This is a genomic window from Lacibacter sp. (assembly GCF_057361365.1).
The window spans coordinates 225,722-242,139 of record NZ_JBMQSG010000011.1 but is presented as its reverse complement, the minus strand read 5'-3'; the positions used below and the strand labels follow the sequence as shown (position 1 = coordinate 242,139).

Annotated in this window: 13 protein-coding genes; 12 read left to right on the top strand and 1 reads right to left on the bottom strand. The window is 40.5% G+C overall.

The genetic code is table 11. The features are described from left to right. The first annotated feature begins 7 nt into the window (after positions 1 to 7). Genes ACO1QW_RS10560 through rhaM form a run of 4 tightly spaced genes read left to right on the top strand, consistent with a single transcriptional unit; the run spans position 8 to position 3,814 of the window. A complete protein-coding gene (locus ACO1QW_RS10560) occupies positions 8 to 1,900 on the top strand; it encodes a rhamnogalacturonan lyase (protein ID WP_486258284.1) in 1,893 nt (630 codons plus the stop codon). A 2-nt stretch (positions 1,901 to 1,902) separates the two neighbouring features. Then, a complete protein-coding gene (locus ACO1QW_RS10555) occupies positions 1,903 to 2,679 on the top strand; it encodes a rhamnogalacturonan acetylesterase (RefSeq protein ID WP_486258282.1) in 777 nt (258 codons plus the stop codon). 19 nt (positions 2,680 to 2,698) lie between these two features. After that, a complete protein-coding gene (locus ACO1QW_RS10550) occupies positions 2,699 to 3,478 on the top strand; it encodes a rhamnogalacturonan acetylesterase (protein WP_486258280.1) in 780 nt (259 codons plus the stop codon). 21 nt (positions 3,479 to 3,499) lie between these two features. After that, positions 3,500 to 3,814: an L-rhamnose mutarotase gene (rhaM, locus tag ACO1QW_RS10545; protein ID WP_486258278.1), complete on the top strand. Its 315-nt coding sequence runs from the start codon at positions 3,500 to 3,502 to the stop codon at positions 3,812 to 3,814. Between the two features lie 8 nt (positions 3,815 to 3,822). Here rhaM and ACO1QW_RS10540 read toward each other — a convergent pair whose 3' ends face one another. Continuing rightward, complete coding sequence (locus ACO1QW_RS10540; protein ID WP_486258276.1) at positions 3,823 to 4,539, bottom strand: NUDIX hydrolase; 717 nt, start codon at positions 4,537 to 4,539, stop codon at positions 3,823 to 3,825. A gap of 161 nt (positions 4,540 to 4,700) precedes the next feature. Between ACO1QW_RS10540 and ACO1QW_RS10535 the strand changes: the two genes are divergently transcribed. The 8 genes from ACO1QW_RS10535 to ACO1QW_RS10500 all read left to right on the top strand — a co-directional run bounded on the left by ACO1QW_RS10535 (position 4,701) and on the right by ACO1QW_RS10500 (position 16,315). Further along, entirely contained in the window at positions 4,701 to 6,311 is a 1,611-nt protein-coding gene (locus ACO1QW_RS10535) for an alpha-N-arabinofuranosidase (RefSeq protein ID WP_486258274.1), read from the top strand. 8 nt (positions 6,312 to 6,319) lie between these two features. Beyond that, entirely contained in the window at positions 6,320 to 8,320 is a 2,001-nt protein-coding gene (locus ACO1QW_RS10530) for an alpha-L-arabinofuranosidase C-terminal domain-containing protein (protein ID WP_486258272.1), read from the top strand. 8 nt (positions 8,321 to 8,328) lie between these two features. Then, entirely contained in the window at positions 8,329 to 9,333 is a 1,005-nt protein-coding gene (locus ACO1QW_RS10525; RefSeq protein ID WP_486258270.1) for a family 43 glycosylhydrolase, read from the top strand. A gap of 10 nt (positions 9,334 to 9,343) precedes the next feature. Then, positions 9,344 to 10,477, top strand: coding sequence for an aldose epimerase family protein (locus ACO1QW_RS10520; protein WP_486258268.1), 1,134 nt, complete (start codon positions 9,344 to 9,346; stop codon positions 10,475 to 10,477). Positions 10,478 to 10,494: 17 nt separating this feature from the next. Continuing rightward, positions 10,495 to 12,195 (top strand): ribulokinase, encoded by a 1,701-nt coding sequence (locus tag ACO1QW_RS10515; protein ID WP_486258266.1) that lies wholly within the window; start codon positions 10,495 to 10,497, stop codon positions 12,193 to 12,195. 86 nt (positions 12,196 to 12,281) lie between these two features. Further along, positions 12,282 to 12,983, top strand: coding sequence for an L-ribulose-5-phosphate 4-epimerase (locus ACO1QW_RS10510; RefSeq protein ID WP_486258264.1), 702 nt, complete (start codon positions 12,282 to 12,284; stop codon positions 12,981 to 12,983). Positions 12,984 to 13,039: 56 nt separating this feature from the next. Further along, the gene (gene araA / locus ACO1QW_RS10505; RefSeq protein ID WP_486258262.1) at positions 13,040 to 14,530 is read left to right on the top strand and encodes an L-arabinose isomerase; all 1,491 of its coding nucleotides are present in this window, start codon (positions 13,040 to 13,042) and stop codon (positions 14,528 to 14,530) included. A 45-nt stretch (positions 14,531 to 14,575) separates the two neighbouring features. Further along, complete coding sequence (locus ACO1QW_RS10500; protein ID WP_486258260.1) at positions 14,576 to 16,315, top strand: sodium:solute symporter family transporter; 1,740 nt, start codon at positions 14,576 to 14,578, stop codon at positions 16,313 to 16,315. Positions 16,316 to 16,418 lie beyond the last annotated feature (103 nt).

The following is a 16,418-nucleotide window of genomic DNA, read 5'->3' as shown; positions in this document are numbered from 1 at the left end:
TTAAATTATGAAGAAAATTGCTGGTTTGATTGTTGCTTTATTTTTTCTCCTGCATGCAAATGCGCAATATCAAATGGAATTTCTTACCCGTGGTGTAAATGCAGTACCGGCAGGTAATGGAAAAGTATTTGTTAGCTGGCGTTTGCTGGGTACAGAAGATCAATTGCTATCATTTAATCTTTACCGTACCACAAATGGAAAAACAATTAAGCTCAATAAAGAGCCGATACAAAAAGTAACCAGCTATACGGATGCAGCACTTGATTCAAGTATTGCACATACATACACGGTAAAGGCAATCATCAACAAAAAGGAAGCCCGCCCGGATGACCTGGTCGGACGGGAAAGTAAAGGCGAATCGTTTACTCTTCCTGCAAATGCAAAAAACTATCTCTCTATTCCTTTACGAACACCAGCAGGTTATTCCGCCAATGATGCAAGTGTGGGCGACATGGATGGCGATGGTGTGTATGAAATTGTCATTCATTTAACCGGAAGGGCAAGAGATAATTCGCAAGCCGGAATTACTGATCCGCCAATTTTTCAATGTTATAAACTCGATGGAACATTTTTGTGGGAAATCAACCTCGGTAAGAATATTCGTGAAGGTGCACACTATACACAGTTTATGGTGTACGATCTTGATGGCGATGGCAAATCAGAGATCGCTATGAAAACTGCTGATGGCAGTATGGATGGTAAAAGAACAGTGATCGGCGACAGTACAAAAGATTACCGCAATCAACGTGGATACATTTTAAGTGGCCCTGAATATTTAACAGTGTTCAATGGATTAACAGGTGCAGCTATTTCAACAGTTAATTATGATCCTCCACGTTATCCCACTTCGCTTAACCCAACCGAACCAGAATTAAAAACAATGTGGGGTGATGGGTATGGAAATCGTATGGATCGATTTCTTGCATGTATTGCTTATCTCGATGGTAAACATCCATCACTCGTGATGTGTCGTGGTTATTATACAAGAACTGTTTTGGCAGCCTGGGATCTGAAAGGAGGAAAGTTAGTGAAGCGTTGGACATTTGACAGTGATACCAATAAACAATTTGCAGGACAGGGAAATCATAATCTAAGTGTGAATGATGTAGATGGCGATGGTAAAGATGAAATAGTGTATGGACAAATGACGATTGATGATAATGGACAAGGTTTGTACAGCACAGGCATTGGTCATGCTGATGCATTGCATGTAAGTGATCTTGATCCGACTCGTCAAGGTTTGGAAGTATTCAGCATCCAGGAAAAGTTTGGTGATGCCGGTGCAAATTTCCGTGATGCAAAAACAGGCGAAGTGATCTGGAAAAAAGCATCAGTTGCTGCTGGCGATGATGGCGAAGGCCCTGGCCGTGGTTTGGCATTGGATATTGATCCACGTTATCCCGGCTATGAATGTTGGGTAGCTGGTGCCGGTATCCGTGGTTTGTTTGATAACAAAGGAAATGTAATTGCTGATAAAACTCCTCCCTGCAATATGGGCATTTATTGGGATGGCGATGCGTTGAGTGAAATTTTGAATGGAGTAAACATCAGCAAATGGGATTATCTCAACAGCTCTATGGTAAAGCTGTTTGATGGTCGTGATTTTAATTGCATGAGTAACAACGGTACCAAAGCAAATCCATGTTTAAGTGCTGATCTTTATGGCGACTGGCGTGAAGAAATTATTTGCCGCACTGCAGATAGCAAAGAGTTGCGCATTTTCTCGACAGCTTTTCCAACCGATATTAAACTGTACACGTTAATGCATAATCCGCAATATCGCTTAAGTATTGCATGGCAGAATGTAGCGTACAATCAACCGCCACATGTAAGTTATTATTTGGGCGATGGAATGAAAACACCTGCTAAGCCAAATATTGTTATCACAACAAAAAAATAATCATGTTGAAGCGGGAGAATTATAAAACTTATTTACAGTTTGCTGTGTTCATGGTGTTGTTATCATCATTTGTAATACTCAACAATAAACCAACGCTGTACATCATTGGTGATTCAACGGTACGTAATACCAATCGTCCGCAATGCGGCTGGGGTGAAATGATCGGAGAATTGTTAGACACAGCAAAGATCAGCATCAGCAACCAGGCGATGGCCGGAAGAAGCACACGTACTTTCATTAAAGAAAAACGTTGGGAGAAAGTATTGTCAACATTGAAGAAGGGCGACTATGTGATCATGCAGTTTGGTCATAACGAGGGTAGCGAGCCCGATACTTCACGTGCAGGTTATCGTGGTGTGTTGCGTGGCACAGGTGATGAAACTGTTTCATTAACATGGAAAGACAGCAGTATGGAGGTTGTTCATACGTACGGCTGGTATTTGCGCAAATTCATTCGTGAAGCAAAAGAGAAAGGCGCAACACCTATCGTTTGCTCAATGATCCCACGCAATCAATGGACGGACGGTAAGGTGCGGCTTGCCGATAAAGACTTTGGTAAATGGGCAAAGGAAATTGCAGAAAGTGAAGGCGTTGCTTTTGTTGACCTTAATGCAATTACTGCAGAAAAGTACAACGCAATTGGGCCTGATGAAGTAGCGAAATTGTTTCATAAAGATCATACACATACAAATGAGGAAGGAGCAAGGATCAACGCAGCATCTGTAGCAGAAGGATTACGTTTGGTCAAAAACAATACACTTGCAGCTTATCTTAAATAAATTGAAAAGAACGAACTATATGAAACGGATTCAGTTTTTATTATTGGTAGTTATTGCAGCATTATTATCATTCACGATGCTGCAGACAAAACCTGTGTTTTATATTATTGGCGATTCGACTGTACGTAATGGTTCGGGTACCGGCAGTAATGGACAATGGGGTTGGGGTAGTTTTATGGCTGAGTATTTTGATACAACAAAAATCTCCGTTCAAAATCATGCATTGGGTGGCCGTAGTAGTCGCACATTTATTACCGAAGGACGTTGGGAAAAGATCACTGCCAATTTAAAGAAAGGGGATTATGTGATCATGCAGTTTGGACATAACGATGCAAGTCCGCTGGATGATACAGCACGTGCAAGAGGAACCATTCGTGGCATTGGTAACGATAGTTCTGTCATCTGGAATCCCATCAGGAAAGTACAGGAAACAGTTTACAGCTATGGTTGGTACATGCGTAAGTATGTGCGTGAAACAAAAGCGAAAGGCGCAGTGCCGATCGTTTGTTCATTGATACCACGCAACAACTGGAAAGATGGAAAAGTGAATCGTTCAAAAGATAATTATGCGTTGTGGGCGCTACAGATCGCTAAAGAAGAAGGTGCTTTCTTTATTGATCTGAATGAATTAATTGCTGATAAATATGATCAGCTGGGTGAAGCAGAAGTAAGCAAATATTTTCATGGCGATAAAACACATACAGGACTAGAAGGAGCAAAGATGAATGTGGAAATAGTCGTTCAGCAATTGATCAAACAAAACCCTGCTGAACTTGCACGTTATATTGTAAAGAAATAATCAACCCAAAAAATTACAGATATGCCACGTATTGCCTCACGCATGAAAATATTCAAAGGACAGGAAGAAGAATACAAACGTCGCCATGATGAACTTTGGCCCGACCTTGAGGAATTACTCCATCAAACAGGAATCAGCGATTACAGTATTTTTTTAGATGAAGCTACCGGGGATCTGTTTGCTGTGTTACAGGCCGAAGATCCTGCAAAGCTCAGCGATCTGCCCAATCATCCCGTAATGAAAAAATGGTGGGCTTACATGAAAGATATTATGGAAACAAATCCTGACAACTCTCCGGTAAGCACTTCGTTGAAGGATGTATTCTATATGAAGTAAGCGGCCGCTTACTTTTCGGTTTCCAAATGATTATTCAGATTAGGAATGAATTTCAACACAGAATGAAAATTCTTCTTGTAATGTTTTTTATCAAGCTTATAATAGAAAGCACCTTTCTTTGAATTCAATTTATCCTTATCCTTTTGCTTGATGAGCAAACCTGTTGAAATGATCTTGCGACTAAAATTGCCTTTATCAAAATTTGTTTCATACACATCTTCAAACAAACTCTGTAAGAGGGGCAGGGTAAACTTCGCTGGTAGTAATTCAAACAACAACGGATGCAATGCAGCTTTGTATCTTAATTTCTCCCTTGCCATTGCTATCATTTGTGAGTGATCAAAAATCAGCTCAGGTATCTGGTCGAGTTGAAACCACTCAGCATGATATTCTTCGCTGATTTGTTTTTCATATTGATGAATATCGATCAACGCAAAATATGCAACCGAAATAGTACGTTCGGTGGGGTCTCTGTCTTTCTCTGAAAAAGTATAAAATTGCTCGAGGTAAACACCATCCAGGCCAGTTAATTGTTTTAATACACGGCTTGCGGCTTCATCCGCACTTTCGTTGGGTTGCACGAAACCGCCCATCAAACTCCAATGGTCTTTCAATGGCTCAAGGCCTCTTTTAATTAATAAAATCTTCAGCTTATTACCATCAAATCCAAAAATGATACAGTCAACGGCAACAAGCAAACGAGTCTGGTTTTGATACTTCAGCATGGCTTCGAAGTTAAGGAACTAGGGATGAGGATAAAAATAAATGTAAAAATGACAATTACTATCAAAAAAGTATTTATTTTCATTTTTTAAACCAAAGGCTTCCGCCCAACTGCTGAAAATTGCTGAACAGCAGGGAAGCTTTCAAAACAAAAATTGCCATCATGATTGTTGCCATTTTCAAAAGAAAGTATGCTTCATGCAGTGCTTCCCGGCTAAACCTGCCTGGGAACTTCACCAAATCTTTAATTGTCTTCGGCTTTGTGTTTGCGCAGCTCACAGTGAGCGCACAAAACTCAGTTGTGATTAACGCCGATCTTGGAAAAGACAAGATCAGCAAACATATTTACGGCCATTTTGCCGAGCATTTAGGAACTTGTATTTATGGTGGTTTTTATGTGGGTGATACGAATAAGATCATACCAAATACCAATGGTGTACGTAATGATATTGTAAATGCACTAAAGAAATTAAAAGTGCCGAACCTTCGTTGGCCCGGGGGTTGCTTTGCCGATACCTATCATTGGAAAGATGGCGTGGGTCCAAAAGCAAATCGTCCTGCTATTGTTAATCGTTGGTGGGGTGGTGTAACCGAAGACAACAGTTTTGGTACACATGATTTCTTAAACATGTGTGAGATGATCGGTGCTGAACCGTACCTCGCAGGAAATGTTGGTAGCGGAACCGTACAGGAGCTTGGCGATTGGGTGCAATATGTAAATGGTAAACCCAATACAAGTCCAATGACAACGTGGCGTGTAAAAAATGGTCGTGAAAAAGCATGGAATGTAAATATCTGGGGTGTTGGAAATGAAGCATGGGGTTGTGGCGGTAATATGAAGCCTGAATATTATGCAAACGTGTATCGCCAATATGCTACTTACATGTCTGACTTTGAAAATGAGGCTAAAAAATTCAGAGTAGCATCTGGTGCAAACGGAAATGATTACAACTGGACAGAAGTGTTGATGCGTGATATTCCACACAACATGATGGAAGGTGTTGCATTGCATCATTATGCTGTTATTAACTGGAACCAAAAAGGTCCGGCAAGAGAGTTTTCAGAACAACAATATTTTGCAACGATGAGATCGGCATGGCGCATGGAAGAATATGTTACACGCCATAGCACCATCATGGATAAATATGATCCCAATAAACGTGTTGCTTTAGTTGTTGACGAATGGGGAGGATGGTATGATGTGGAGCCTGGTACAAATCCCGGATTTTTATTTCAACAGAATACAATCAGAGATGCGATGATAGCGGGCATTACGCTGAATGTGTTTAATAACCACGCTGATCGTGTTCGCATGGCCAATCTTGCACAAACGGTGAATGTGTTGCAGGCGGTGATCCTTACCAACCAGGAAAAAATGCTGTTGACACCTACTTACCATGTAATGGAAATGTATAATGTTCACCAGGATGCTACAATGCTTCCGATTCAATTAAAGACAAGCGATTACGTTTTGGGTAATGAAAAATTACCTGCAGTATCTGCGTCTGCTTCAAAAGATAATAGCGGCGCTGCGCATGTATCGTTGGTGAATATTGATGCTTCAAAACCACAAACTGTAAATATTGATGTGCGTGGCTTAAACATTAAAACTGTTAGCGGAAGAATTCTTACTTCTCAAAATCTGCAGGATTATAATTCATTTGATCAACCAACAAAAATTCAACCTGCTGCTTTCAATGGCGCAAAACTGAATGGTAATTCATTACAGGTTCAGTTGCCTCCTCATTCAGTAGTTGTTTTAACTCTCAAATAAATTTATCAATGCAGTTTTCATATAATAAGATGTTGAATAAAAGATTGGTGATTGCTACTGCCTCTTTGTTTGTCCTTTGCACCTCGTTAGGGGCGCAGGAAAAAAAGACATTTGTTATAAAAGCCAATCAACCGAAAGCCGACATACAACCTACGATGTGGGGTGTATTTTTTGAAGATATTAATCTTGGTGCTGATGGTGGCATTTATGCCGAGCTGGTAAAGAACCGTTCATTTGAATTTGTGAAACCACTGATGGGATGGAGAATTGATCAGCGTCCATTTGTTGAAGGAGCGGTTACGGTACAAAACAGGCAGGGTGCAAATAATCCTAACCCACGTTTCCTGCGTGTGCAGTTAAACAATGCAGGCAAAGGAAACTTGAGTATGACGAATGAAGGTTTCCGTGGTATGGGTATCAAGAAAGATCTGCGTTATGATTTTTCTGTACAATATCGTACTGCAGGCACTATTAAACTGCATCTTGAATTAATAAACAGCAAGAATCAAATCATTGGTAGCTCTGTTGTTGATGCAGCAGCAACCGGTGATGCATGGAAGAAGCTGGCGAAAAGTTTTCAATCAACTGATACGGCACAAAAAGGTCAGTTCAGAATTTGGTTTGAAGGAACTGGAACTATTGATCTAGATATGATCTCACTCTTTCCTGAAGATACCTGGAAGAAACGACCCGGTGGAATGCGTGCAGATATGATTCAGTTACTCGCCGATATGAAGCCTGGCTTCGTTCGTTTTCCCGGCGGTTGTATTGTTGAAGGTTTTGATCTTGCCAATCGTTACCAATGGAAAAAAACGATCGGGCCAATTGAAGAACGTCAGCTCATTATGAATCGTTGGAATATTGAATTTCCACATCGTTCAGCGCCTGATTATTTTCAAACATTTGGTTTAGGTTTCTTCGAATACTTCCAGTTGTGTGAAGATATTGGTGCAGAAGCATTGCCTATTCTCAACTGTGGCATGGCTTGCCAGTTTAATTCTGCTGAACTTGTTCCCGTTGATCAACTTGATCCTTATGTACAGGATGCATTAGACCTGGTTGAGTTTGCAAATGGCGATGTAACAACAACATGGGGTAAGAAACGTGCAGAGATGGGACATGCTGCTCCTTTCAATTTAAAATTCCTTGGTGTAGGTAATGAAAACTGGGGCCCGCAATATCTGGAACGTTTGAAGATCTTTCAAAAAGCTATCAAAGAAAAATATCCAAACATTAAGTTGGTAACAAGTTCTGGTACCGGCCCCGATGGTGATCGTTTTGAATTGCTGAATACAGAGTTGCGCAAGATGAATGCTGATCTGATCGATGAGCATTACTATCGCAGTCCTGAATGGTTTTTCAGCAGTGTAAGACGTTACGATAATTATCCAAGAACAGGATCAAAAGTATTTGCAGGTGAATACGCATCGCATGTTGATAAAACAAATGGTGCACAACGCAACACCTGGCTGGCAGCTATCAGCGAAGCAGCATTCATGACCGGCCTGGAAAGAAATGCCGATGTGGTTAGCATGGCATCTTATGCCCCGTTATTCTCGCATATTGAAGGTTGGCAATGGGCGCCTGATATGATCTGGGTTGATAATCTTCGTTCTTATGGTTCGCCTACTTATTATGTACAAAAACTGTTCTCCTTAAATAAAGGTTCAAAAGTTGTTCCACTCACATTCAATAATGATGTGGTGGCGGGGCAGGATAGTTTGTATGCATCATCAGTGATTGATGCAGCAACGAATGAACTGGTGATTAAGATCGTCAACGCATCAAACAAAGAACAGGCAGCTGTATTATCTGTTGAAGGTGCAAAGAAACTTGCAGCGCAAGGAAAGTTAACCGTGTTGCAAGGTAGCAGCTTAACTGTTGTTAACTCATTCGATCAACCAACACAGGTTTCACCGAAAGAATCAACCATCGCTATTAAAAATAAAAAGTTTGATTATACAGCAGCCCCTTATTCATTCTCCGTATTAAGAATAAAACTGCAGTAAGAAAATAAATGAAGTGTTTTGCAACGATAGTATTTGTGTTAGCTGTGTTGTTTACAACTGCGCAGGGAAGGGGTGATTCCGTTGGTACAATTAAACCAACACGCCAAACAGGAGTGCATGATCCTGTCATGATCAAAGAAGGAAATACTTACTACTTGTTTTGTACAGGCTTTGGTATTTCAGTTTTTTCGTCAACTGATCTGCAAAACTGGAAAAAAGAGAAACCTGTTTTTGCTGCAGCGCCTCAATGGGCTGTTGATGCAGTGCCTGGTTATCGTGGTCACACATGGGCTCCTGATATTGCTCATTACAACGGAAAGTATTATCTCTATTATTCTGTATCAACATTCGGTAAGAACGGTTCCTGCATTGGTGTGGCCGTGAATAAAACATTGAATCCTTCATCACCCGATTTTAAATGGGAAGACTTAGGGAAAGTGATTCAGTCTTTTCCCGGGAAAGATCAGTGGAATGCAATTGATCCCAATCTCATTGTTGATGAAAAAAATGTTCCCTGGTTAAGCTTTGGTTCTTTCTGGAGTGGATTAAAACTTGTAAAGCTTAGCAGCGATCTTAAAACGCTTGCCCAACCGGAACGGGTGCTCTCTATTGCTGCAAGAGCGAAAGGAAGTGGAAATGATTCTTCCGGTGGAAATGCTATTGAGGCGCCATTCATTTTCAAGAAAGGTGAATACTACTATTTGTTCGCTTCCTGGGATTATTGCTGTCGTGGTGAAAAAAGCAATTACAAAGTAGTGGTAGGAAGAAGTAAGCAGGTAACAGGCCCATATCTTGATAAAAATTCTGTAACTATGACCTCCAATGGCGGCACGCTGGTACTCGAAGGCGATGCTAAGGAATGGTTTGGTGCAGGACACAATGCAGTTTATCATGCTGATGGGAAAGACTACATTATTTATCATGGCTATGATGCACAGGATAAAGGACGATCCAAACTATTAATTAACGAACTCGCCTGGGATAAAGAAGGCTGGCCAACATTAAAAAAATAAAAACTTGCACATGAATCATCTTAAAAAATTCTTATTGATGACAACAATTACAACTGCTGCATTAACATCATGTGGCGATAATGCAGAAAAGAAAACAGATGAGCCTCCAACTCAAAAAGTAACAAAAGTTGCCTGGGGCGAGGCTGATGGCAAACCTGTTGATCTTTATACGTTGACCAATGCGAATGGTGTTGAAGTGAAGATCACTACTTACGGGGGCATTGTTACATCATGGGTTACACGCGATAAAGCTGGTAATAAGAGTAGCGTAGTGCTGGGTTTTGATAGCTTAAGTGGTTATTTAACTCCGCCTCCTTACTTCGGTGCAATCATTGGTCGTTACGGAAACCGTATTGCAAAAGGAACATTTAAAATTGACACTGCTACTTACAAGCTTGCAACCAACAATGGTGCAAATCACTTGCATGGTGGTAACAAAGGTTATGATAAAGTAGTGTGGGATGCAAAACCTGCTGACAGCACTGCATCATTAACGTTAACCTATTTAAGTAAAGATGGAGAAGAAGGTTATCCCGGTAATCTGAACATTACTGTTGTTTATACACTCACCGATGATAACGAGTTGAACATCGAATACACAGCAGAAACAGATAAAACAACTGTTGTGAATTTGACTAACCATAGTTACTTCAATTTAACAGGTGATGTAAACAATACAATTCTTGATCACCAGTTACAAGTGAATGCAGATAAATACACACCAGTTGATGCAGGTCTTATCCCAACAGGTGAATTAAAAGATGTAAAAGGAACACCATTTGATTTTTTACAACCGCATAAAATTGGTGAACGCATTGCTGCGGTTGAAGGTGGTTATGATCACAACTTTGTATTGACACGTAAGGGAAGCGATCTTGAACTGGTTGCTACTTTATCTGACTCAGTAAGCGGTCGTAAACTGGAAGTATTTACAACTGAACCAGGTTTACAGTTCTACTCAGGTAACTTTCTTGATGGATCTCTTAAAACAAATGATGGTAAATCAATCAATCTCCGCACTGGACTTTGTTTGGAGACACAGCATTTTCCTGATTCACCAAATCAACCTGCATTTCCATCAACCTTATTGAAGCCAGGTGAAAAATATCATACTGTAACCAAATACAAAATCTCCGTTAATTGATTTTATAAAGTGAAATTATGAGTAGTGAAGCGTCTTATGTAATTGGTGTCGACTACGGATCAGATTCCGTGAGAACCATTATTGTGAACACAGCAAATGGTGAGGAACTTGCTTCATCAGTGTTTTATTATCCCCGTTGGAAAAAGCAGTTGTACTGCAATATGAATGAGAACCAGTTTCGTCAGCATCCATTGGATTATGTGGAGGGACTGGAAGCAACCATTAAAGAATGTGTGGCAAAGGTTGGAGCTGATGTGGCTTCAAAAGTAAAAGCGCTTTCTGTTGATACCACAGGATCAACACCTGTTGCAGTTGATAAAACAGGAACGCCGCTTGCATTAACGCCCGGTTTTGAAGAAAACCCAAATGCTATGTTTGTGTTGTGGAAAGATCATACCGGTGTGGGCGAAGCAGCAGAGATCAATGCACATGCAGAAAAATTTGATACCAACTATTTACAATTCGTTGGTGGTATTTATTCAAGCGAATGGTTCTGGGCAAAACTATTGCGTGTGTTACGTGCTGATGAAAAAGTAAGAAACAACATTTATTCATTTGTTGAACATTGCGACTGGATTCCTTTCTTATTATCCGGCGGAACAGATGTACATGCAATGAAACGTGGTGTATGTTCAGCAGGTCATAAAATTTTATGGGCAAAAGAGTGGGACGGACTTCCTCCCAATGAATTCTTTACATCATTAGATCCATTGCTTGATGGTTTTATTGATCGTTTGTTCAAAGACACCTATCCGGCTGATCAATCAGTAGGCACTATTACCAAGGAATGGGCAGCCCGTTTGGGTTTGCCTGAAACAACAGTGATTGGTGTTGGTGCTTACGATGCACATATGGGTGCAGTGGGTGGACAGATCGAACCATATTACTTAAGTAAAGTAATGGGCACATCCACTTGTGATATGATGGTAGCGCCTGTGAAAGATGTGGAAGGAAAACTCATCAAAGGTATTTGCGGGCAGGTGCCCGGTTCTGTTATTCCCGGTATGATCGGGTTAGAAGCGGGTCAATCTGCATTTGGTGATGCGTATGCATGGTACAAACGTTTACTCACATGGCCTTTGCAGCAGATACTGTCAAAATCATCTTTACTTGATGATGAAACAAAAGCAAAACTCATCAGTGAAACAGAAGATGCTATCATTCCACAATTAAGCAAACTTGCTGAGCAACTGGAAATAGATGAACATAGTGAATTGGCAGTTGATTGGTTCAACGGCAGAAGAACGCCTGATGCCAATCAATTACTCACTGCTTCAATTACCGGTCTTGATTTAGGAAGCGATGCAGTGCGTATGTTCAGAGCAGTTGTGGAAGCAACCTGCTTTGGTGCAAAAGCAATTGTAGAGCGTTTTGTTGAGCAAGGTATTCCAGTGAAAGGTTTGATCGGTCTTGGTGGAGTAGCAAAAAAATCTCCTTTCATTATGCAGATGATGGCCGATGTCATGAACATGCCCATCAAAATTCATAAGAGCGAACAAACCTGTGCATTGGGTGCAGCGATGTTTGCTGCAACTGTAGGTGGTGTTTATAGCAAGGTGGAAGATGCAATGCAGGCAATGGGTCAGGGCTTTGATGCAGAATATCATCCCAACCCTGATCGTGCAGCCATTTACCAGTATCGTTATGAAAAGTATAAGGAAGTGGGTGCCTTCATGGAAGAGCAAACAAAAGAACAAGCAGTAGAAGCACTCGATTGATGAATAATGAATAAAAATTGCCACAAACACGCAAAGTAAAATAGGTAACAACAGTTTTCTTTGCGCATTCGTGGCCAACAAGAAATATGAGTAAGTATAGTCACATACAAGAGGAAGCATACGAAGCCAATATGCAATTGCCGAAATTGGGATTGGTGTTATTTACATTCGGCAATGTAAGTGCGGTTGACAGAAGCCTGGGTGTATTCGCCATTAAACCAAGTGGTGTTCCTTACGAAGATCTGAGTCCCGATAAAATGGTGATCGTTGATTTTGATGCCAACACAGTTGAAGGTTCTTATCGCCCTTCATCTGATACAAAAACACATGCTGTATTGTACAAGCATTGGGAAAAGATCGGAGGCATCGTTCATACACATTCAACTTATGCAACGGCATGGGCACAGTCGCAACGTGATATTCCGATTTTTGGAACCACACATGCCGATTACAATACGGTTGATATTCCATGTGCTGCCCCCATGAGCGATGACATGATCAAAGGCAATTATGAATACGAAACAGGTTTTCAAATTCTTAATTGTTTTAAAGACCGTGGCTTGAGTTATGAAGAAGTGGAAATGATATTAGTAGGCAATCACGCTCCATTCACATGGGGTAAGAATGCAAACAAAGCTGTTCATAATAGTGCGGTGCTTGAGTTTATTGCACAAACATCATTGCTTACTGAGCAGATCAATCCCAATGCTCCACGTTTAAAAGATTCAATTCGTCAAAAACATTACGAACGTAAACACGGGCCGGATAGTTATTACGGACAAGCATAAACTATCCTGTTCTTATTACAACAAACATTCAATCGATCACAGATATAATTATTAAAATGAAAGCGTTTAAAAATTTAGAAGTATGGTTTGTTACAGGCAGTCAGGACCTGTACGGTGAAGAAACATTAAAACAAGTAGCATCACACTCGCAGGAAATTGCAGGTTCACTCAACGATGCAGCCGTTATTCCTGTAAACGTTGTGTTTAAACCAACCGTTAAGTCATCAGAAGAAATATATGCCGTTTGTGCAGAAGCAAACGCATCAAAGAATTGTATCGGCATTATTACATGGATGCATACATTTTCTCCAGCTAAAATGTGGATCAGGGGTTTAAATGTTTTACATAAACCATTGCTTCACCTGCATACACAATTCAACCGTGATATTCCATGGAGCAGTATTGATATGGATTTTATGAATCTTAATCAAAGTGCACACGGCGACAGGGAGTTTGGATTCATCGCCACACGCATGAAGGTGAAACGTAAAGTAGTGGTTGGTCATTGGCAGGACCCTTTGGTGCTCGAACGCATCAATGTATGGGCAAGAGCAGCAGCAGGCTGGCACGATTCACAAGGTGCACGCATTGTTCGCTTTGGTGATAACATGCGTTATGTGGCCGTAACAGATGGTGATAAAGTAGAAGCTGAAATGAAATTCGGTTACAGTGTAAATACACATGGCATTGGTGATCTTGTAAAAGTGATCAATGAAGTGAGTGATGCAGATGTAGATAAACTCACCGAAGAATATTTTGATACATACAATGTTGTTGCCTCTTTAAAGAAAGATGGTAAACAATACCAATCACTTCGTGATGCTGCAAAAATTGAAATAGGTATGTTGTATTTCCTTGAGCAAGGAAACTACAAAGGTTACAGCGATACGTTTGAAGATCTGCATGGCATGAAACAATTGCCCGGCATTGCATCACAACGTTTAATGGGCAAGGGTTATGGTTTTGCGGGTGAAGGCGATTGGAAAACTGCAGCTCTTGTACGCACCATGAAAGTAATGGGCACAGGTTTGAAAGGTGGTAATAGTTTCATGGAAGATTATACTTATCATTTTGATCCTTCAAATCCTTTAGTGCTTGGTTCACACATGTTGGAAATTTGCGAAAGCATTGCAGATGGTAAAGCTAATTGCGAAATTCATCCGCTGGGTATCGGTGGTAAAGAAGATCCTGTGCGTTTAGTATTCAATGTTGCAGCCGGTCCTGCATTGAATGCTTCAGTTGTTGATATGGGCAATCGCTTCCGACTGTTAGTTAATGAAGTTGAAGCTGTGGCTCCTGTTGCTGAATTACCAAAACTTCCTGTTGCAAGAGTATTGTGGAAACCATATCCAAACATGAATGATGGTTGTGCTGCATGGATATTAGCAGGTGGAGCACATCATACAGGCTACAGTCAGAATCTTACATCAGAACACATGGAAGATTTTGCAGAAATGGCCGGGATAGAATATGTACGTATCGGTAAAAACACAGATATTTATCAATTCAAGAATGAATTGCGTTGGAGTGAAGTATATTACCGCTGATTTGCACCTACCACAAAATATTTTTTCAAAACGTAAAACTTGTCAATGAAAAGTTTATCAGGTTTAGACATTCTCATTTTTGTTTTCTATTTCATTCTTGTAGCCGGTTATGGTTACTGGGTATATCAAAGAAAAAAGAAAGCATCTATTTCCGCATCACATGACTACTTCTTAGCTGAAGGTTCGCTTACATGGTGGGCAATTGGTGCATCGTTGATCGCTTCTAATATTTCTGCTGAGCAATTTATCGGCATGAGTGGTAACGGTTATTTTGTAGGTATTGCAGTTGCTGCTTACGAATGGATCGCTGCATTGGCACTCATCATTATTGCTGTTTGGTTTATGCCGGTGTATTTAAAGAACAAGATCTACACCATGCCCCAGTTTTTGAAAACGAGGTATAATGAAACGGTGTCGTTGATCATGGCCATCTTCTGGTTGTTCTTATACGTGTTTGTAAACCTTACTTCTATTTTGTATTTAGGAGCGATCGCTATTAGTGGATTGATCGGGCCTGAATACTTACATACAGTTATGATCGCTCTTGCAGTATTCTCTCTCATCATCACATTGGGTGGTATGAAGGTGATTGGTTATACGGATGTGATACAAGTGGCAGTGTTGATCATTGGTGGTTTTGCAACAATTTATTTTGCATTGACAATCGTTAGTGAAAAATTTGGTTTAGGCAGAGATGCGGTTGCAGGTTTTAAAACATTGATGACGCAAGCTCCTGATCACTTCCATATGATCCTGAAGAAACCAACAGAAGCATCTTCGCAGGAAGACATTAATAAATACCTGATCCTTCCTGGTATTGCAATGTATTTTGCGGGTCAGTGGATCGTGAACCTGAACTATTGGGGTTGTAACCAATACATCACACAACGTGCATTAGGTGCCGATCTTGATACAGCACGTAAAGGAATTCTGTTTGCAGGTTTCTTAAAGTTGTTGATGCCGATCATTGTAATGTTACCAGGTATTGCTGCGTATGTGTTGCATCAAAATGGTCACTTAAGCGAATTACGTGGAATGGATGATGCATACTCTGCCATTCTTGGTTTCTTGCCATCAGGATTAAAAGGATTGGCTATTGCTGCGTTAACTGCTGCAATTGTTGCATCACTTGCTGGTAAGCTTAATAGTATTGGTACCATCTTTACATTGGACATCTATATGAAGTACTTCAGGAAGAAACCTGCAGTAACTTCTGCAAATGCACCTGCTATGGATGCTGCTCCTGTTTATAATGACGGCGATGAAAAGAAAATGGTTTGGGTGGGAAGAATGGCAGCATTGGTTTCAATTGTATTGGCTGTAATTTTTGAATGGAAAGATATGTTAGGTATCAGTGGTGAAGGTGGATTTACATTTATTCAAAAGTATACCGGCTTTATAAGCCCCGGCGTATTTGCTATGTTTATCCTTGGTATGTTCTGGAAACGTACCACAGGCGCCGCTGCTGTTGCAGGTCTTATTACGGGTTTTGTAATGGCGATTTTCTTCAACAGTTTTGCTGTAAATGTATTTGGGCATGAAACACTCATGTACACTGCATTTAAAAATAATGATGGTGTTTATGAAATTCCATTCCTCATCAATATGGGATGGGCCTTCTTTATCACCATGGCGGTAATGATCGGTATGAGCCTTGCAGGACCTAAGGTTAATCCGAAAGCATTTGTGCTAGATAAGGAAATGTTCAAATTGAAACCTTCAGTTATTGCCATGATCGTATTTACATTGCTTATCCTTACAGCATTGTACGTGAAGTTCTGGTAAGATAAAAGTTGATATAGTTCACATAAACGATCGCTCATGTAAAAATCTTTTGTTGATTTGCATGGGCGATCGTGTTTTTATACGTTAGGAAAACAAGAAAACG